This window comes from Burkholderia ubonensis, assembly GCF_001718695.1.
In the GTDB taxonomy this organism is placed as follows: domain Bacteria; phylum Pseudomonadota; class Gammaproteobacteria; order Burkholderiales; family Burkholderiaceae; genus Burkholderia; species Burkholderia ubonensis_B.
Map to the genome: position 1 here is coordinate 1,448,669 of NZ_CP013422.1, position 18,375 is coordinate 1,467,043.

20 protein-coding genes are annotated in these 18,375 nt (G+C 67.6%); 6 read left to right on the forward strand and 14 right to left on the reverse strand.

Annotated elements, in window-relative coordinates; translation table 11 throughout:
* Nucleotides 1-22: 22 nt before the first annotated feature.
* From WJ35_RS32400 to WJ35_RS26115, 8 genes are all read right to left on the reverse strand, one after another.
* On the reverse strand, nucleotides 23-433 hold the full coding sequence (locus WJ35_RS32400) for a glycosyltransferase family 9 protein (RefSeq protein WP_230459734.1): 411 nt from the start codon (nucleotides 431-433) through the stop codon (nucleotides 23-25).
* Nucleotides 430-2,139, reverse strand: a complete 1,710-nt coding sequence (locus WJ35_RS26085; protein WP_230459735.1) for a tetratricopeptide repeat protein — start codon at nucleotides 2,137-2,139, stop codon at nucleotides 430-432. The genes WJ35_RS32400 and WJ35_RS26085 overlap by 4 nt, the downstream gene beginning before the upstream one ends.
* The gene (locus WJ35_RS26090) at nucleotides 2,136-5,768 is read right to left on the reverse strand and encodes a tetratricopeptide repeat protein (RefSeq protein ID WP_230459736.1); all 3,633 of its coding nucleotides are present in this window, start codon (nucleotides 5,766-5,768) and stop codon (nucleotides 2,136-2,138) included. Before WJ35_RS26090 ends, WJ35_RS26085 begins: the two co-directional genes overlap by 4 nt.
* Nucleotides 5,769-5,905: 137 nt before the next feature.
* Nucleotides 5,906-6,568 carry a PulJ/GspJ family protein gene (locus WJ35_RS26095; protein WP_034195246.1) on the reverse strand — a complete coding sequence of 221 codons (663 nt, stop codon included), beginning with the start codon at nucleotides 6,566-6,568 and terminating at the stop codon, nucleotides 5,906-5,908.
* Nucleotides 6,552-6,962 (reverse strand): type II secretion system minor pseudopilin GspI, encoded by a 411-nt coding sequence (gspI, locus tag WJ35_RS26100; protein WP_063710896.1) that lies wholly within the window; start codon nucleotides 6,960-6,962, stop codon nucleotides 6,552-6,554. The genes WJ35_RS26095 and gspI overlap by 17 nt, the downstream gene beginning before the upstream one ends.
* A gap of 612 nt (nucleotides 6,963-7,574) precedes the next feature.
* A complete protein-coding gene (locus tag WJ35_RS26105; RefSeq protein ID WP_069240639.1) occupies nucleotides 7,575-7,781 on the reverse strand; it encodes a hypothetical protein in 207 nt (68 codons plus the stop codon).
* A gap of 332 nt (nucleotides 7,782-8,113) precedes the next feature.
* The gene (locus WJ35_RS26110) at nucleotides 8,114-8,713 is read right to left on the reverse strand and encodes an alpha-ketoglutarate-dependent dioxygenase AlkB family protein (protein WP_069240334.1); all 600 of its coding nucleotides are present in this window, start codon (nucleotides 8,711-8,713) and stop codon (nucleotides 8,114-8,116) included.
* Between the two features lie 261 nt (nucleotides 8,714-8,974).
* Nucleotides 8,975-10,123: a metallophosphoesterase gene (locus WJ35_RS26115; protein ID WP_069240335.1), complete on the reverse strand. Its 1,149-nt coding sequence runs from the start codon at nucleotides 10,121-10,123 to the stop codon at nucleotides 8,975-8,977.
* Nucleotides 10,124-10,126: 3 nt separating this feature from the next.
* Here WJ35_RS26115 and WJ35_RS26120 point away from each other — a divergent pair, with 3 nt between their 5' ends.
* The gene (locus WJ35_RS26120; RefSeq protein WP_034195251.1) at nucleotides 10,127-10,327 is read left to right on the forward strand and encodes a hypothetical protein; all 201 of its coding nucleotides are present in this window, start codon (nucleotides 10,127-10,129) and stop codon (nucleotides 10,325-10,327) included.
* Nucleotides 10,328-10,657: 330 nt separating this feature from the next.
* Nucleotides 10,658-11,365 (forward strand): MgtC/SapB family protein, encoded by a 708-nt coding sequence (locus tag WJ35_RS26125; RefSeq protein WP_069240640.1) that lies wholly within the window; start codon nucleotides 10,658-10,660, stop codon nucleotides 11,363-11,365.
* 33 nt (nucleotides 11,366-11,398) lie between these two features.
* On the opposite strand, the gene WJ35_RS26130 is transcribed toward WJ35_RS26125, so the two are convergent.
* Nucleotides 11,399-12,118 carry an autoinducer binding domain-containing protein gene (locus tag WJ35_RS26130; RefSeq protein WP_010089674.1) on the reverse strand — a complete coding sequence of 240 codons (720 nt, stop codon included), beginning with the start codon at nucleotides 12,116-12,118 and terminating at the stop codon, nucleotides 11,399-11,401.
* Between the two features lie 71 nt (nucleotides 12,119-12,189).
* Between WJ35_RS26130 and WJ35_RS26135 the strand changes: the two genes are divergently transcribed.
* The 3 genes from WJ35_RS26135 (at nucleotide 12,190) to WJ35_RS26145 (ending at nucleotide 14,277) form a co-directional block, all read left to right on the forward strand.
* A complete protein-coding gene (locus WJ35_RS26135; protein ID WP_069240336.1) occupies nucleotides 12,190-12,633 on the forward strand; it encodes a DUF4902 domain-containing protein in 444 nt (147 codons plus the stop codon).
* Nucleotides 12,634-12,842: 209 nt separating this feature from the next.
* Nucleotides 12,843-13,451, forward strand: coding sequence for an acyl-homoserine-lactone synthase (locus tag WJ35_RS26140; protein ID WP_069240337.1), 609 nt, complete (start codon nucleotides 12,843-12,845; stop codon nucleotides 13,449-13,451).
* A 52-nt stretch (nucleotides 13,452-13,503) separates the two neighbouring features.
* Nucleotides 13,504-14,277, forward strand: a complete 774-nt coding sequence (locus WJ35_RS26145; RefSeq protein ID WP_080484429.1) for a hypothetical protein — start codon at nucleotides 13,504-13,506, stop codon at nucleotides 14,275-14,277.
* 220 nt (nucleotides 14,278-14,497) lie between these two features.
* Here WJ35_RS26145 and WJ35_RS26150 read toward each other — a convergent pair whose 3' ends face one another.
* The 5 genes from WJ35_RS26150 to ribA all read right to left on the reverse strand — a co-directional run bounded on the left by WJ35_RS26150 (nucleotide 14,498) and on the right by ribA (nucleotide 17,733).
* Entirely contained in the window at nucleotides 14,498-15,367 is an 870-nt protein-coding gene (locus WJ35_RS26150; protein WP_069240339.1) for an ankyrin repeat domain-containing protein, read from the reverse strand.
* Complete coding sequence (locus WJ35_RS26155; RefSeq protein WP_224019468.1) at nucleotides 15,367-15,657, reverse strand: VgrG protein; 291 nt, start codon at nucleotides 15,655-15,657, stop codon at nucleotides 15,367-15,369. The genes WJ35_RS26150 and WJ35_RS26155 overlap by 1 nt, the downstream gene beginning before the upstream one ends.
* Before the next feature lie 98 nt (nucleotides 15,658-15,755).
* A complete protein-coding gene (locus WJ35_RS31645; RefSeq protein WP_155121977.1) occupies nucleotides 15,756-15,929 on the reverse strand; it encodes a hypothetical protein in 174 nt (57 codons plus the stop codon).
* Nucleotides 15,930-15,945: 16 nt separating this feature from the next.
* Nucleotides 15,946-17,028 carry an acyltransferase family protein gene (locus WJ35_RS26160; protein WP_014725312.1) on the reverse strand — a complete coding sequence of 361 codons (1,083 nt, stop codon included), beginning with the start codon at nucleotides 17,026-17,028 and terminating at the stop codon, nucleotides 15,946-15,948.
* Nucleotides 17,029-17,082: 54 nt separating this feature from the next.
* Nucleotides 17,083-17,733 (reverse strand): GTP cyclohydrolase II, encoded by a 651-nt coding sequence (gene ribA / locus WJ35_RS26165; RefSeq protein ID WP_060233549.1) that lies wholly within the window; start codon nucleotides 17,731-17,733, stop codon nucleotides 17,083-17,085.
* 176 nt (nucleotides 17,734-17,909) lie between these two features.
* Between ribA and WJ35_RS26170 the strand changes: the two genes are divergently transcribed.
* Complete coding sequence (locus WJ35_RS26170; protein WP_059531904.1) at nucleotides 17,910-18,371, forward strand: CBS domain-containing protein; 462 nt, start codon at nucleotides 17,910-17,912, stop codon at nucleotides 18,369-18,371.
* Nucleotides 18,372-18,375 lie beyond the last annotated feature (4 nt).

The following is an 18,375-nucleotide window of genomic DNA, read 5'->3' on the forward strand; positions in this document are numbered from 1 at the left end:
CGCGAATGGTCCGTAGCTTTTGTCACAGTCGGCCGGCCGCGTGGGCGCGCACACGCGCGGCGAGCGCATCGGCCACGCGCTCGACCACCGCCGGCCAGTCGCCCGGCAGGCGCTGGCGGAACAGCGTCGCGTGCGGATACCACGGGCTGTCGTCGCGCTCGAGCAGCCAGCGCCAGTCGGGCACGCGCGGCAGCAGCACCCACACCGGCCGGCCGAGCGCGCCGGCCAGATGCACGACCGACGTGTCGACGGCGATCACGAGATCCAGCACGTCGACGAGTGCGGCCGTTTCCGCGAAATCGGTCAACGCGTTCGCGAACGACAGCACGCCGCCGGCCGCGAACGCGGCGGCGTCGCGCGCGCGCACGTCGACCTGCAGGCTGACGAAGGTCGCGTCGAGCGCCATGAGCGGCGCCAGCGCCGCCAACGTCATCGACCGGTTCTCGTCGTTCGCGTGATGCGGATTGCCCGACCACGCGAGCCCGACGCGCAGGCGCCGCGACGGCGCGGCCGCGTCATCGGGCAATGCAGGTCGAACGCCGGCGCGGGCTGCCCAGCGGCGACGACGCGGCTCACGCCGCGCAGCGTGCCGAGCAACTCGGCTAACGCCGCCGGCGCATCGATCACGACGGTGGCCCCGCGATCGTGCGCGAGGCTCGCGTAGCGGCAGAACTGCAGCGTGTCGCCGAAGCCCTGCTCCGCGTGCAGCAGCAGCGTGCGGCCCGCGAGCGGTGCGTCGCCGGTCCACTGCGGGCGGCTCGCATGACGCCGGTGCAACGTCACGTCGGCGGCGTCCCAGCGCGCCTCGTGCAGCCGCCAGCCGGTCGCGAAGTCGCCGGTCAGCAGACGGCAGAATGCGTCGGAACGGCGGGCGATGCCGTGATTCGGGTCGTGCCGGCAGGCCAGCGCGAAATCGGCGAGCGCCCCCGCGTAGTCGCCGAGCTGCTGGCGCGCGACCGCGCGCGTGCAGAGCTCCTGCGCGGTGCTGCCGGGCGCGGCGGCGGCGGCCGCGTAGCTCGCGAGCGCGTCGTCGTAACGGCCGAGCAACTGCTGCGCGATCGCGCGATTGCACAGCACTTCGGCGTGGGGGCCGCGCGCGGCGAGCGCGCGATCGTAATCGGCAAGCGCGTCTTCACAGGCGCCCAGCGTACGCAGCGCGCCCGCCCGATTGCGCAGCGCGTCGAAGTCGCCCGGCGCGCGCGCCAGCGCTTCGTCGTAGGCACGCACCGCTTCGTCGTGACGGCGCAGTCCGAGCAACGCGTTGCCGCGGCCGAGCCACGCGCCGACGCTGTCGCGGTCGAGCGCGAGCAGACGGTCGGCGCGCTTCAGCAATTCGTCGTGCAGATGCAGCAGATCGAGCGCGACGCAGCTGACGAACAGCAGCTGGGCGTCGTCGGGCATGCGCGTCAGCACTTCGTCGATGCATGCGAGCGCGTCGGCCGGGCGGCCCAGTTCGATCAGCGCATGGCCGCATGCGTAGACGAGTTCGGCGGTCTTGCCGCGCACCACCATCGCGAGCCGGAAGCAATGCACGGCCTCGTCGCCGCGCCCCAGCGCGCGCAGTGCATGGCCGCGTTGCGCGAGCGCGTCCGCGTCGTGCGCGTCGATCTGCAGCGCGCGTTCGATGCTGATCAGCGCGTCGGCGGGACGGCCCAGCGCGCGCAGCGCCTCGCCGCGCCGCACCCAGGCCGCGACGCGCCCCGGCTCGCGCATCAGCGCGAGATCGTATGCGCCGAGCGCTTCTGGATGCCGGCCGAGCGCAAGCAGCGCGTCGCCGCGCACCGCATGCGCGCGCGCATGGCCGGGATCGCGCGCGAGTGCCTGCGCGGCCGCGTCGAGCGCGTCGCGATAGCGGCCGATTCCGGTCAGCGCCGCCGCATGGTTGGTGAAATTCCACGGCTGATCGAGCCCGAAGCGCATCGAGCGCGCGATCTGCGGCTCCGCGCGCGACGGGTCGCCGCGTTCCAGATGCACGACGCCGAGCAGGTGCAACGCCTCGACGTGATCGGGCAGCATCGCGAGCACACCTTCGTAGAGCCGCGCCGCGCCGGCGAAATCGCGCTGCGCGAGCTTCGCGCGCGCGTGTCGCAGCGCGTCGTCGACGGCCGCCCGCAGCGGCGGCGCAGGCACGGTGCTCATCGCGTCGCGCGCGCAAGCAGCGCCGGCAGCGCGCCGCGCACGCGCTCGACCACCGGCGCCCACTGGCCGCCGGCCGGTTGCCGGAACAGCGTCGCGCGCGGATACCACGGGCTGTCGTCGCGATCGAGCAGCCAGCGGAAATCGGGCGTGTGCGGCAGCAGCACGGCGAGCGGGCAGCCCAGCGCGCCGGCCAGGTGCGCAACCGACGTATCGACGCTGATCACCGCATCGAGCGCGCCGATCAGCGCGGCCGTCTCGGCGAAATCGGTCAGGTCGTCGCCCACGAAACGGATCGCGCTCGCGTCGAGCACCGCGCGGTCGTCGTCGCGAATCACTTTCTGCACGCTGATCCAGTCGTAGCGATCGTCGAGCAGCGGCAGCAGCTCGGCCAGCGTCATCGAACGGTTGCGATCGTTCAGGTGCAGCGGGTTGCCGGTCCATACGAGGCCGATGCGTGCACGACCGCTGTCGCCGAGGCGCGCACGCCACCGTTCGACCCGCTCGGGATCGGCGCGCAGGTACGGCGCGCCCGCGGGAATCGACGCGAGATTCGTGCGGAATTCGAGCGGCAGACTCAGCAGCGGGCAATGCAGGTCGAACGGCGGCAGCGGCTCGCCGCGCGCGACCAGCACGTCGACGCCGTCGAGCGTGGCGAACAGCGTCGTCAGCTCGACCGGCGCCTCCAGCACGACGCGCGCGCCGAGCGCCTTCACCAGCGGCACGTAGCGGCAGAACTGCAGCGTGTCGCCGAGCCCCTGTTCCGGATACAGCAGGATCGTGCGACCGTCGAGCGGCATGCCGCGCGTCCAGCGCGGTTGCGCGAAATCGCGCCGGCTGGCGTCGAGCTGACTGTCGCGCCAGCGCCATTCGTACTCGGCCCAGCCGGTTTCGAAATCGCCGGTCGACAGGCACAGGAAGGCGCGCGTGCAGTGGGCGGCCGCATCGTCCGGATCGATGTCGAGCACGCGCGCGTAGGCGTGCAGCGCGTCGTCGTGCCGGCGCAGCGCGCGCAACGCGTGGCCGCGATGGAAGTGCGCGAGCTTGTCGAGCGGCGCGAGCGCGATCGCGCGTGAGAGATCGTCGAGCGCATCGTAGTAACGATGCGTTTCGAGCCGCACGCGTGCGCGCGTGAACCACGCCGGCGCGCACTGCGGGTCGAGCTCGAGCGCGCGCTCGCACAGCGCGTGCGCGTCGGCGTGGCGATCGACGCGCATCAGCGCATCGGCGAAGTTGCACAGCACGACGGTGCTGAGCGGATCGGCGTCGAGCGCGCGCGCATAGCTATCGATTGCGTCCGTGTGACGTCCGAGTTGGCTCGCCGCGTTGCCGCGGGTGGCGAGCGCGCACGCGTGGCGCGGCTCGAGCGCAAGCGCGCGGTCGCAGCGCAGCAGCGCTTCGTCGTGGCGGCCAAGCTGCTCGAGCGCGATTGCGCTGTTGACGAGCGCATCGACAAAGGTCGGCTTCGTCGCGATCGCCGCGTTGAAATCCGTGAGCGCGCGCTCGGGATCGTGCAGATCGAGATGAACGACGCCGCGCAGGAACAGCACGTCGGCGCTGCCGGGCGCCAGCGCAAGCGCATGGTCGTAGCTGTCGGCCGCGTCGCGATGGCGGCCGAGTTCGCGCAGCGCGAGACCGCGCGTGCGCATCGCGTCGAACGTGCGGCCCGCGAGCGCGATTGCGCGATCGCAGTCGGCCACCGCCGCAGCGTGGTGGCCGAGCGCGCGCTGCGTGTCGCTGCGCTTCACGTAGCCGTCGGCGAAGCCCGGGGTAAGTTCGAGCAGCCGGTCGTAGGCTATGCGGCCTTCGTCGTGCCGGCCAAGTTCCGCGAGCAGGCCCGCGCGCTGGAACAGTGCGCGCGCGTGCGTCGGATTGATCGCGAGCGCATCGTCGAGCCGTGCGAGTGCGTCGTGTGTGCGGCCGAGCCCAGCGAGTACCGCCGAGTAGTTCGCGAGCGCTAGCGGCGCCGGCTGGCGCTCGATCGAGCGCCGCATCAGCGGCTCGGCATCGTCGAGCCGTCCCTGCTGGAAACGCAACACGCCGAGCAGGTGCAGCGCTTCCGGATGGTCGGGATCGGCTGCGAGCAGCGCGGCGTACGCGTGCTCGGCCTGCTGCAGCGCGCCGTCGCGGTGCGCGGCGCGTGCGCCGGCGAGTAGTTGGTCGGGGGCGAGCGCTTCGGGGGCGCTGGGATTGGGTTGCCTGGCATTGGACGGGCCGGCATCGGCTCGGCTCGCATCGGGCGGGTTACCAATGGGCGCGCTGTCATCGGGCTGGCTCGCACCGGGCCGGCTGCCATTGGACCGGCCGGCATCGGCTCGCCTGGCATCGGGCGGGTTACCAATGGGCGCGCTGTCGTCGGGCCAGCTCGCATCGGTCCGGCTGCCACTGGACGGGCCGGCATCGGCTCGCCTGGCATCGGGCTGGTTACCAATGGGCGCGCTGTCGTCGGGCGAGCTCGCATCGGACCGGTTGCCATTGGACCGGCCGGCATCGGCTCGCCTGGCATCTGGCTGATGACCAACCGACGCGCTGCCATCGTGCTGACTGCCATCGGCCGATCGCGGCGCGGCCGGCGCGCTCGCGCGTGGCGCTCGTTCCAGGTTCGAGGACCTCGCGCGGCCGTCGAGCGCGTCGTCGTCGCGGCGAAGTGGCGGCAATGCATTGCCGCCACCCGCCAGCGCACGCACCTGATCCGGATCGGACGCCAGCACGCGCTCCCAGCGGGCAAGCGCTTCGTCCGCGCGACCGAGCCGTTCGAGCACGGCCGCGCTGTCGCGCAGCACGTCGAGCCGCGCCGGGTCGGCCGCGATCGCATCGTTGAACGCGGCGAGCGCTTCGTTGTCGCGGCCAAGATCGGCCAGTGCGCGGCCGCGCTCGGCCTCGATCGCGGCCACGCCCGGCCGCAGCGCGTGCGCGCGCTCGAAGCAGTGCAGCGCGTCGACGGATCGCTGCAGCTCGCGCAGCACGAGCCCGCGGTTGAACCACGATTCGCACGATTGCGGGTCGACCATCAGCGCGCGCTCGTAGGTGTCGAGCGCTTCGTCGAAGCGGCCGAGCGCCCGCAGCGCACCGCCGCGATTGCACAGCGCATCGAGCACGAGCGGCGACAGCGCCAGCGCGCGATCGAACGACGCAAGCGCGTCGTCGTAGCGCCGCAGCCCGAGCAGCGTGTTGCCGCGGCGCACGAGCGTCTGCACGTCGTCGGGCGATGCCCGCAGCGCCGCCGCGAAATGGTCGAGCGCCTCGTCGACGCGTCCCTCCTCGCCTACCAGCGCGCCGAGGTCGGACAACGCGCGTGCGCTCGCGTCGAGCGCGATCGAGCGGCGCAGCAGCGCTTCGGCCTGATCGGCCGCACCGCGCTGGAACTGCAGCACGCCGTACAGGTGCAGCGCCTGCGGATGATCGGGTTCGTTCGCGAGCACGGCAAGATAGTCGCGTGCCGCGTCGTCGAAGCGCCCGGCGCCGTGCCATTGCTGCGCGCGGCCGAGGAGCGCCGCCGCTTGCCATTGCCCGGACGCACCGTTCGCCGGCGCGCCCGCGTGTGGATCATGCCGGTGCTCGACCGTCACGTTCGCCCCCTTCCCGTTTGCCGATGCCGGCGACGGGCCGAAGCGGCCGGTCGCGGCGGTCATGTTCGGCACGAGACTAACGGACGCCCGATAACAGCCGTATGACGAAAGTTACGGACCATTTTTGCCGGGTCACGCAGCGCGCGGTCGGCTGCGGCCGACCGCGGCCGTGCCGGCGCCGCAGGGCGTTGCCGCCGCCGTCACTGACCGATCGCGATCGTCCTCACGTATTCGACCGGCGGCGCGCCGATCGTCACGGCGAAGCGCACACCGCGCGGCAGCGGCATCCCGAGCGACGTTGAATTGCTGATGCCGTGCTGCGCGAGAAACTGCGCGTAGGCTTGCTCGATCGCGGCCTGGCTGGTCGTCCAGCCGCCGGGGGCGATCCACACCGCGAGCTGCATCGCGCGTGCATCGCTGCTGACGACGACCTGCGCGAAATCGTCCATGTGCCGCAGCGCCGCGTCCACCTCGGCGAGCGTGGCGAGCGGCTGCGACGCGCTGCGCACGAGTGCGCGCCCGTTCAGCCGGTAGCGCACGACCTGCACGTGCGTCGGCCCGCTGCCGACGCCGAGACGGCGCACCATCACGAGCTCGTTCGGCCGGATGCGCAGCGGCGGCCCGAACACCTCGTCGGCCGTCACGAGGTTCATCAGGTCGAACTGCAGCTGGGAGAAGTAGCGGCCGAGCAGACGCGTTTGCGCCAGATTCGACGCGATGTCGTCGCGGCCGCGAATCGTCGCATCGAGGCCGCGCCACGACAGCAGCGCGATCACCGCGAGCAGCGCGATCGCGACCAGCATCTCGATCAGCGTGAAGCCGCGCGCATGGAGGCGCGCGGGCCGATCAGCGCCGTGCTTCATTCTGGATCACCGTCACGACTTCGGCGAGCACGGTGCCGCTCGATGCCGACGGATAAACGCTGACCGTCACGCGCCGCACGAGCGGGCTCGGCAGCGTGGCGACGGACTGTCGGCAGACGAACCGGTAACGGCCTTGCGGGCACGCGAACGTCTGCGTGCCGGCGTCCGGCCAACTCGACGCGATGCGCAGTTCGCCGAGCGCGTTGTCTGCGCTCCAGAGCGCGAGCAGCCGCATGCGGGTCGTGTCGGTATCCGCGGCGAGCGCGCCGATCGCGCGCATCACGGCGCCGAGCGCCACCGCGACGATCGCCAGCGCGATCAGCACCTCGATCAATGTGAAGCCCCGTCGCGATGCCCGAGCAGCGCGGAAAGTGTCGGTTCTGTCATCGCACATGAGCTGCGTTCGAGTCGGTGAGTCGCCGCCGCGCGGCGTGCGCCGGGCACGCGACGCGTCGCGCAGCGTCGCCATGGCGGACGCCACCCGTGCACGTTAAGCGGAGCGTATGGCACGGACGTGTCGAAAGGTACGGATCATTTTGGGCGGCGCACGCGCCAGGATCACGCCGGTAAGTGACGCGAATGCGTGACGGGGAGCGCAGCAAAGTGGGGAAAGCGGCACGTATGGCAGATCCGTGGCGAAAGCTACGAATCATTTCGGGCGACGCATGCCCCGGCACCACGTCGTTGCATGACGCGATGCGTCGCGAGGAACTGAGGAAATTCGAAGGGTCCGGATCGTTTCGGTCGGACCGCGGGCGGCCTGAGGCACGCGTGCGCGTGACGCAATGCGTGGCAGCGAATGGAGGAAATCGGCGACGAGCACCGCGTATTGCAGCGGTGTATCGAAGCGTGCGGATTATTTGGCTCGATTGGCGCGCGGCCCGAGGTCACGCCGGTGTCTGGCGCGATGCGGGGTAGAGAGCTAAGAAAATCGGAAAGGCAGAAAGAACGGAGACGACGAACGGACGCCTGCCCGCATACCGCCCGATGCGGCAGCGTCAGCGGCTCACGTCGTCACGGCGTCGTCATACTCGGCGCGCGCCCGCTCGCCGGCGGCATACGCGTCGGCTTCGCGGTGGTAGCCCTCGGTGCTGAACGCGACCACCTTCACGCCGACGCCCGCCGTCCGCTTCACCGTCAGCGCCCATTGCCATTCGCCGTCCTGTTCGAAGACGTGCAGCAAGGGTTCGAGGGATGAGTCCAGTACGATCACGGATTGTGCTCCTGCCCTGCGCGTCGCATCGGCGCCGCCGGGCATGTCGAAAAATTGCGCCGAGTGCCGACGCGATCCTGCCATTCGCCAGTCTAGTCAAAGAATGTTGCGACGCACCATCAGGGCTTACACTTGCCTATCGGAACCGGCCAGTCGATCGAAACTGTTCGCAAGTCAAGCGGCACGGGCCTCGCGGGCCGCCCTCCGCGGCGCGCCAGCGCGCCGTGCGTCAACGTGCCACATCGACGACCAGCCAATCGCGACATACGTAATCGGGGCGCGCCAGATGTGCCCGAACGCAGCGACCGCACTCCGGCACGAGCCTCCGGCTGCTACTGCGCGGTCGGCGTCACGAACCGGAACGTCAGGTTGACCCGCTCGCCCTGCACGGACGGCGCCTTCGGCACGCGATGCTGCCACTCGGCCTGGGTCCGCCCGCGCATCACGAGCAGGCTGCCGTGCGTCAGCCGGTATGCATGCGTGACGCCGGTCGCGCGGTGCCGCAGGTCGAACACGCGCATCGCGCCGAGGCTCACCGACGCGATCACGGGCGCATCGCCGAGTTCGGGCTCGTTGTCCGCGTGCCAGCCCATGCTGTCCTGCCCGTTGCGATAGCGGTTCAGCAGCACGCTGTTGAAGCGCGCGCCGCACGCCGCCTCGACCGCGCGCTTCAGCTCGAGCACGGCCGGCGTCCACGGCGCAGGCACGTTGCGGATGCCCGAATACACGTAGACCGCGTCCGGCTCGCCCTGCCACGCGGTGAGGCGCGGCAGCGGGACGAGGCCGCGCGGCGTGCGGATCGCATCCTGGCGCCACGCGACCTCGCCGGTCAGCGCGGCCAGCGCGCGATCGGCGTCGGCCGGCGCGAGCCAGTCCGGGTACCAGTCCACCTCGGGAGCCGGCGTATCGGCGAAAAGATCGGGCGTCGACATGGCGGGATCAGACAGAGAGCGAAGGACGGGAGCGAATCATCCATGCATGGTAGCCAACGCCGCCTCGCGCCGCCATGCGCGATCGTCGCGGTGCCCATGTCAAGCGTGCGGCCGCGTCGCCATGTAGGCCGGTGAGCCCTGCCGAACATCCCGATCCGCACGAGCTGCGTCGTTGGCGCCAGGCATGCCGAACCGGCACGTATGCTCGCGCACATCCCACGCGTCGATCCGGACGACATCGCCCCTAACGCTCGACGCGCTCTAGCTCCCGCGCGTCAGACGGATCAGCGTGATCTCGGACGGCACGCCGAACCGGTTCGGCGGCCCCCAGTAGCCGGTTCCCCGGCTCGTATAAACCCACAGATCGCCGAATTTCCGCAAGCCGGCGATGACCGGCTGCTGCAGCCGCACGAACGGCGGCCACGGCAGGAACTGCCCGCCGTGCGTATGGCCGGACAACTGCACGGTGAAACCGGCGCGGCTCGCCGCTTGCGCGCTGCGCGGCTGGTGCGCGAGCAGGATCCTGGTGGCGACGTCGGGCGGCGCGCCCGCGAGCGCCTGTTCGGGATCGCTGCGATGCGCGGGATCGAAGCCGCCCGCCGTAAAGTCGGTGACGCCCGCGACCACCGCGCGCGCGCCGTCGTGCTCGACCACCACGTGCTCGTTCAGCAACACCGTCAGGCCGATGCGCCGGAACTCCGCGATCCACGCATGCGCGCCGGCGTAGTACTCGTGATTGCCCGTCACCAGGAAGCTGCCGTGCCGGGATTTCATGCGCCCGAGCGGCGCTGTGTGCTCGCGCAGCCGCTCGACGGAGCCGTCGACCACGTCGCCCGTGACCGCGACGATGTCGGCATCGAGCGCATTGACCGCGCCGACGATGCGCTCGACATACGCGCGCTTGATGGTCGGCCCGACGTGGATATCCGACAGCTGCACGATCTTCAGGCCGTCGAGCGCGGCGGGCAGGCCCTGCACCGGAATCGACACGCGCTTGACCGCCGCGGTGCGCCGCGCGCCCACGAAACCGATCGCGCTGACCAGTACCGCGGCTGCCAACACTGCGAGCGCCGTAGCGGACGCCGCATCGCTCCACGCGCCGGGATGCACGAATTGCCGCCAGGCGACCACGCCGAGCAGCATCAGGTCGCGCACGAACGTCAGCGCGAGCAGCGACGAGAAGAATCCCATCGCGATCGCGCCGGCCCAGCCGAACAGCGTCGCCGCCCAGCCTTCGTCGAAGCGCCGCGCGAACATCCCGACCGGAATCAGCACGCAGAAGCTCGCGAGCACGAGCGCCGCGACGACGCGCGCGGTGGTCGACGCGAACGCGTCGGGAATGATCCGCATCCCGACGTACAGATGGAACAGCAGGCCGATCGCAATGAACCGGACAAGGAAACTTCGCATGGAATGCTCGTCCTGATCGGGATATCGATTGCGCGCCGCGCGCCGGACGTGAACATGACGTCGGCTCACGTTGTGTCCGGCGTCGCGCGCCCTATGTCCGATGGTACACAGATACCGGGCGGCACGACGGGACGCGCGTCGGGCGTACCTGAGCGGGCGGCGGCGGCCGCGCTCATGACGGAGACGATCGACGCGGCGCAATGAGCATTACCGCATGCGGCGGCCGTCCGCCGACGCTGCCGACGCGATTGACGTACGCGCGAGCCGCCCACTAGAATGCCGCCCATTCTTCCTTCAGGAACCATCGTGGACAGTTGCAGCACTCCGTTGCGTGCGCTTCTCGCCGCCTGAACGCCTGTCCGCCGCAGTTCTCCTGCCCCGGCTCGCGTTCCCGCGAGTCCGCACGCCGCCCCGTTTCACATTCGACGGCGCATTCGCGCGGTACAGTACCGCGCGATGACGGCCATCGCATCGCGCTCGCCCAGCGCCGCCGCGATGCGGGCCGGCAAGCGCGCTTTACACGGCAGGACCAACATGACGCTCGATTTCGCACTTCGTCTTCTCACCGCGTTCGCCTGTGGCGTCGCGATCGGCCTCGAACGCCAGATGCGCCAGCGCACCGCGGGCCTGCGCACGATCACGCTGGTCGCGAGCGGCGCCTGCCTGTTCGTGACGCTCGGCGTGCTGACCGGCAACGGCGTCGCGGGCGTCACGCAGATCGCCGCATACGTCGTGTCGGGCGTCGGCTTCCTCGGCGGCGGCGTGATCATGCGCGACAAGGGCTCGATCCAGGGCATCAACACGGCCGCGACGCTGTGGTGCTCGGCCGCCGTCGGCGTGCTGTCGGGCTCCGGCCATTACGTGCCCGCGCTGGCCGGCACGGGCGTCGTGCTGCTCACCAACACGGTGCTGCGCGGCGTCAGCCAGGCGATCAATGCGACGCCCGTGTCGAACGCCGATCTCGTGCGCGAATACCAGATCACCGTGATCTGCCTCGCGGCGGACGAGGTGCACATCCGCACGCTGCTGTCGAATTCGATGTACGCGAAACCGCTGTCGTTCCAGAGCCTGACGAGCGAGGACGTGCCCGACCAGCCGGACCGGCTGAAGGTCACCGCGACGTTGAAGCTGCATCCGAAGGATCAGCAGAAGCTCGAGCAGATCGCGAGCCGGATGAGCATGGAGAAGAGCATCTCCAGCGTGAGCTGGACCGCGAAGGAAGCGGAACCGCTGATGGAGTGACGCGGGCGCAACCGCGCGCGCCCGCGCCGCCCGTCAGGGCGTATCGATCAGCCCGGCCGAGATCGCCTTGACGACCGCCTGCACCTTGTTGGTCGCGCCGAGCTTCTCGAGGATGTTGTTGACGTGGAAGTTGACCGTCCGCTCGGAGATGTTGAGGATCTGGCCGATCTCGCACGCGGTCTTGCCTTCGGCCGTCCAGCACAGCACTTCGCGCTCGCGCGCGGTCAGCACGACGTTCGCCTCCGGCGCCAGCTTCGGCACCATGAAGCCGCTCATCAGCGAATGCGACAGGTTCGCGAGCCAGTTGGTCTGCAGCGTCAGCATGTTGATTTCGGCGGGCGTGAGCCGGTCGGCATGGCGCGCGATGCTCAACAGGCCGAACGCGCCGCGCGCCGCCCAGCTCGACTGCGCGACGCCGACGGCGAGGCCGGATGCGCGCGCATCCGCCCACAGCGGCGACGCGCCGGCCTTGTCGGCGTCCGGCCACACGATCAGGTTGGTGCTGAGCGCGCCGTCGCGAACCGTCGAATCGATGTCGATGTAGTTCTGCTCCTGGTAGTGCGCCATCCAGCCGTCCGGATAGGTGTCGAAGATCGCGACGGCCGGCTTCGACACCGGCAGCGGCACCCGAATCCCGTAACAGCAATACTCGAAGCCCAGGCGCTTCGAATACGCGGCGATCCGCTGGAAGAGTTGCTGCTCATCTTCAGCGGCGCTGAATTGATGGTAGGCATCCTGCCAACGCAGTTCCATTCGTTCTCCGACAGGTCACGCTGTCATACTTATCAGGTTTCAGCATCAGGTGAGGCTGATACATTCCGCGCATGACTTCACCTTTGCTGCAACCCATCCATGGTCCGTCCCCGGACGGTTACGTGCGTCTTTCCGAAAGCGCGCTGGCCGAGCTTGCGCTCGATCATGTCGCGAGCGGTCTCGATGCCTCGCTGCTCGACGAATTGCGCGAAGGCGGCATCGACGCGCGCCTGGCCGGCTATACCGAATGGCACCGCCCGGCGAGCGTCGGTGTCGCATACCTGACGCTCGGCTGGGACTGGTATCTCGAGCGCGCATCAGGCGCGTTCGTGATCGCCGGCGGCGACGTTCGCAGCAACGTGATGGCCGTCGACGCCACCGGCGCCGACATCGGCATGTTCCGCACCGCCGCCGCGCTCGCCACCCGGCTCACGGATCTCGACTGGGCCGCCGCGGTCGCTGCATCGGTACTGGGTCGCAACGACGCCTATCATGCCGGTCCCACGCTCCAGTGACAACCGTCCCGGCTTTCCTCTGACTTTTCCGCAAGACTGGCGCTCTTTATAAGCAAAATCCGCGCCGGTTTTCAATCCCGTCGTTCAAGAAACCGTTACCACCGGTCGAATGATACCGGTAAGCCGCCACCCTGTAAGAGTTACCAGTTACCGCCCCTCGGGACGCGCGCTGTAATGCGTGCATCCCAAAGTACCGATCCGAGGACACGATGCGGACCTTCGTTCACGAGGAAGGGCGGTTGCCACACGAACTTGCAGCGGATATCGGCCGCTACCGGCGCCGTATATTCATCGAGCAACTCGGCTGGGCACTTCCGTCTGCAAACGAGCGTTTCGAGCATGATCAGTTTGATCGTGACGATACCGTCTACGTGTTCGCGAGGGACGCTGCTGGCGACGTGTGCGGCTGTGCGCGCCTGTTGCCGACCACGCGTCCGTATCTGCTGGAGTCGCTGTTCGCCGATCTCATCGCCGAAGACGTCGCCCTGCCGCAATCGGCGGCCGTCTGGGAGCTGTCGCGGTTCGCGGCCACCGGCGACGAAGGCGGCGCGGGCAATGCCGACTGGGCGGTGCGTCCGATGCTGGCCGCGGTCGTCGAGTGCGCGGCGCAGCTCGGCGCGCGGCAGCTGATCGGCGTGACGTTCGCCAGCATGGAGCGCCTGTTCCGCCGCATCGGCGTGCATGCGCACCGGGCCGGCCCGCCGAAGATGATCGACGGCCGGATGGTGGTCGCGTGCTGGATCGATATCGATCCGCAAACGTTTGCAGCGCTTGGAATCGTCCCGGGAAGCGGCGCCCGGCAAGCCATCGCCGCCTGAGCCGGAACGCGCGTAGTCCGGCCGGACGGAATCGTAACAAAGGAGAATCAGTGTGGATCAGTCTCAGGTCTTTCGCGCAATGATGCCCGGATTGACGGGCGCTGCCGGAGCCGGCATCACGCTCGCCTACCCGTTGTTCCCGCGCGCGCTGCCGCTCGTGCGGCTCGATCGACGCGGATTGGTGTTTCGCGCGAGCGGCGTCGCGCCGCTCGTCTGCGGACTGCCGCGCGCGGCCACGCTGCTGGCCCGGAACGAACCGCTCTGCTCGTTGCGCCTCGTGATTCGCGCCGTCGCCGCCACCGGCGACGGCCGCCATGACCTGACGATGCAGCCGTCGTGCGCCGCCAGCGACGAACTGCTGTGGCACACGCTGCGCGACCGCGAACCGTACCGTCGGATTCGCGAGCCGCTCGCGCCGATCGACCGCGCCATCGACACCGCGATCGCGCCGGGCGGCGACGGGCAGGTGACGGATACCGCGCAACGGCCATCGCGCACGGCGGCGTTCCGCCTGAGCAGCCACAGCGACGCCCTCTTCTTCGCGGACTGGCTCGAGTTTCACTTCGACGAGTTGCATGCGCTGGCGCAGGAGCGCGGCCCGCAATTGCACCTCAATCAGTTGCAGCGGCAGGTGGCCGACGACGAGGTCGACGTGCGCTTCGTCTACGACATCGACGGGCACGCGACCCGGCATGAACTGAACGACTGCGCGCGCGAAGCCTGCGCGTGGATCAAAACGGAAATGCGCGACAAGTTCGCGCTGCCGATCGCCCACGAGCGGTTCGGCGGATTCTCGGGGAACGTTGCGTTGCACAATTACAACTAGGGCTTGCCAGGCCTCGGGTTTTCCCTTAAAGTTCGAACTGTCTCCTCCATGTCTCCAAACATGGTTTCGGCCCGCTCAAGCAGCGGGCTTTTTCTTGCCTGCGATATTTTGATGGGGACGGATGAGGGGATGCAGTCCGGCTGCCCGCGGCGTGGCGGTTTTGAAGCTTCGCAAAGCGATGAGAGTCGGGCGTGCGACGCTTCAACCGACCCGCGTGCGTTCAATCCGTCTGGCCTGCCGGCGTCACGACCTTCTCGCCGCGAGCGCGCATCGCTGCGCGTTGCGCCTTCGGATCGAGCGGCGGCCACGGCGCGCCGGCCGCGACGATCTTGCGACGAATCCCCTCGATACGCGTACGCGCCGACGAATCCGCGGTCGTATGGTTCTTCAATTCGTTCTGCAGCACCCACCCGTACGACACCCCGAGCTGGCTGGCAGTCTTCGGATCGGCGCCGTGCGCGAGCAGGTAGTCGACGACGTCCCACTGCTGAATCATCGTCGCCTCGAAGAGTGCTGTCTTTCCGAGCGAGTCGCGCGCATTCACGTTCGCCTTGTGCTCGACCAGCAGCTTCAGCTGGGGCAGCAGCCGGTTCTCTGCAACCGCGAAGATCATCGGCGTGTCGCCGTTGTACAGCCAATTGGGATCGAGTCCGCTGTTCAACAACACGCGCAGAAGGTTGGGCGTATCGGCCCGCAATGCGACATCGACCACCGATCCACCGCTGCTGCCAACCGGGGCCTTCGGATCCGCACCGCTCTTCACGAGCACCGAAATGATCTGATACCGCGGATTAGACGCATCGTTCTTGACCGGAACGATTTCCTGCACTGCGTACGACAGCAGCGTCGTGTTCTTCGCGCCGGGCGCATTCAGATCGGTCTTCGGCGCGAGTTGCTGAACCCGGCCGAGATCGCCGTCATGAATGGCCTGAGCCAACGTGAGTTGCTGCCCCGAAAAGAAATGTTCCGGTGCGTAACGTTTGAAGCCGGTTATGTTCGTCCCTTGGGCTTGAATGGGCCACCAGAGCGGTGAGGTCACTCCAACGAGTGCGGCAATCGCGCCGGCGGTTATCGCTTTCTTGTATCGCATCAGTGAGATGAGTTCATCTGTGAAACCAGGCCGAACTGATCCGTCGCGACCTGCTGGTTGATCCCGTTCGTCACGTCACCCATCAAGTGACGGCCAACAGTCGTGATGCTCTGACCATCGAGCGTGACGGGAGTACCGACCGCTTTCGGCATGAGCTGCGCAGTACCGTCACCGATCGGTCCGAGCCGCCCTTCCTGAAGCCCGGTCAATATGCCACCGTCGACGCGATAGGCCGTGATGTTGGTCGATTGAACCGTCCCGCCGTACTGCGCCACCGTTTCAGGATTCATTGTCCTCGAAGTAATGCCGGGCTTGTTATTCAAAGGTAGAACATCACACCTAGCCAAATCTCACGCCGCTCCAAAGGACGATCAGTCACCTTCTGGCCTCAATGCCGCCCTGCCACATAGCCAGCCGAATCCTGCTGCGTGCTGCCGACCGGCACCTTCGCGACACCAATCAATGTGCCGATGATGGTCCATTCCAGAATCGTCTTTTCGTGGTCTTGCCTCGAATCCCCGTAAACGAAAAAACCGCCCGAAGGCGGCAAAATGAATCTCATGCAGAAACGCAGAGCGTTACTGGCGCATTCGGCTCCGTTGCGCAGTTAAAGCCCAGTTGCGAAGCGCATCAAGCCCAAGCACGATTCCGCTCCTCAGCGGCCGTGCGAGCGGTTTCTCGACGGCTACATGCACCATCAATGCAAACGCGATGGCCGCCGCGATAACGCTCCAAAACAGCACGTCGCTATTCGCCGTTGCGTCGGTCAAGTTGAATAGCATGTAACCGACGTTCTGATGAATCAGGTAAAGCGGATAGCTAACTGCACCGAACCAGGCCCATCGCGAACCGTGAAGGATCGGCGTTCGACGAAGCGCGAGCCCGAGCAGTACCACGAAAAAAGACGTCATCACGATACCGATGACCACCGGGCTCAGGTCCAATCGAAAGTGTTCGCTAAAGGATGGCAGCAACTGGAATTCGTGATACAGCGATAGTGCCCACGAGGCACACAGCAGCACGACGCGTGAGCGCGATAGCCCGTGCGCCCGAATGAGAAAGCACGCCGCGCCAGCGATGAAGAAGCCAGCGTAATCCGTCACCAGGAAAGTCTTGAGCTTGATGAACGGGAATATCTCCACGAGCACCGTGCCGATCAACCATACAAAGAGCCATCGCTCTGAACGGCCAATTTGGCCGACGATGATCAGAATCGCGACCAATCTGTAGAACCGCAGTTCTGCACCGAGCGACCAATATGCGCCGTCGATCGGATCGGCCCCAAACCCGCCGCCGAGCGTCAGCATGTTGACGATGTATTGGGGCCATGTCGCCGTAAACCTGTTCCCGCCAACTGCGAGCGTCACGAAGAAAGTGACCGTGCAACAAACCCAAAACGCCGGCAGCAGACGAGCCGCACGGGACGCAATGAATTTTTTGATGCTCGCATCGCCGGCCGTCATGAGGATTACGAACCCGCTGATCATGAAAAACAGATGCACGCCGAGGAAACCGTACCGAGAAATCGGCTCCAGCGGCGGATAATGCATGATGGTCAGGTCGTCGGCTGCATGGCCCCGAAATGCAAAGTGAAAAAACACTACGGCAAGTGCGGCGACGAACCGAAGCAGGTCAAGTTCGGGAATTCGAGAAAGCTTCACGATCTACAATTTTTTGATTTGTTGGTTCCGGCTCCTCGGAGCCAGTCGATCGTGTTACTCGTTTTCCTCGAAGTAATGGCCAAACTTGGCCTGCTTGGTGCGGATATAGCGCTCGTTTTCCTCGCGCACCGGCACTGCCAGCGCGACTCGCTCGCACACGGGGATGCCGTGTTTCACGAGCGTGTCGAATTTCTTCGGATTGTTGCTCATCAGGCGCACCGACGTCACGCCGAGGATGCGCAGGATCGCGGCTGCGGAATCGTATTCGCGCGCGTCGTCGGGCAGGCCGAGGTCGAGATTCGCTTCGACGGTATCCCGCCCCTGCTCCTGCAGCGCATACGCGCGGATCTTGTTGCTCAGGCCGATGCCGCGCCCTTCGTGGCCGCGCAGGTACAGCAGCACGCCGCGGTCTTCCGCGGCGATATAGCGCAACGCGAGATCGAGCTGCTCGCCGCAGTCGCAGCGATACGAGCCGAACACGTCGCCGGTCAGGCATTCGGAATGCAGCCGCGTCAGCACGGACTGCTCGCCGGCGACGTCGCCCATGACGAGCGCAAGGTGTTCGGCGTCGCTACCCGAGACGCGGAAGGCATACGACGTGAACGTGCCGTAGCGCGTGGGCAGCAACGCGGTTGCGACGAGCGCCACGCACTCGTCGGCCCGGCCATTGCCCTGCGTGGGCGATTGGGGACGCGAAGACATCATGAAATCAATGGACGATCAGGAATATAGGAATTTTCTGGATGGCACGTGACGGCAGTTTACCGCTAATCTGCAATCTGTCACGCGCCGCTGCCGCGCACCCGTCTATACTGGATCAATCGGGTGCCGCGCATCACGCCCAGCCTTCCCTGCATTGTCCCGCACACGGAGAAAAGCGTATGAGCACGACTGTCGCGCAGATTCTCAAGGCCAAGCCGGAATCCGGCCGCACCATCTACACCGTCAGGAAAACCGACCTCGTCTACGACGCCATCAAGCTGATGGCCGAGAAGGGCATCGGCGCGCTGCTGGTCATGGATGGCGACGACATATCCGGCATCGTCACCGAGCGCGACTACGCGCGCAAGATCGTGCTGCAGGACCGTTCGTCGAAGGCCACGCGCGTCGAGGAGATCATGACCTCGAAGGTCCGCTACGTCGAACCCTCGCAATCCAGCGACGAATGCATGGCGCTGATGACCGAGCACCGGATGCGCCACCTGCCTGTCCTCGACGACGGCAAGCTGATCGGCCTCATCTCGATCGGCGACCTCGTCAAGAGCGTGATTGCCGACCAGCAGTTCACGATCAGCCAGCTCGAGCACTACATTCACGGAACCCCGGCCGTCACGTCCGTCTGACGGC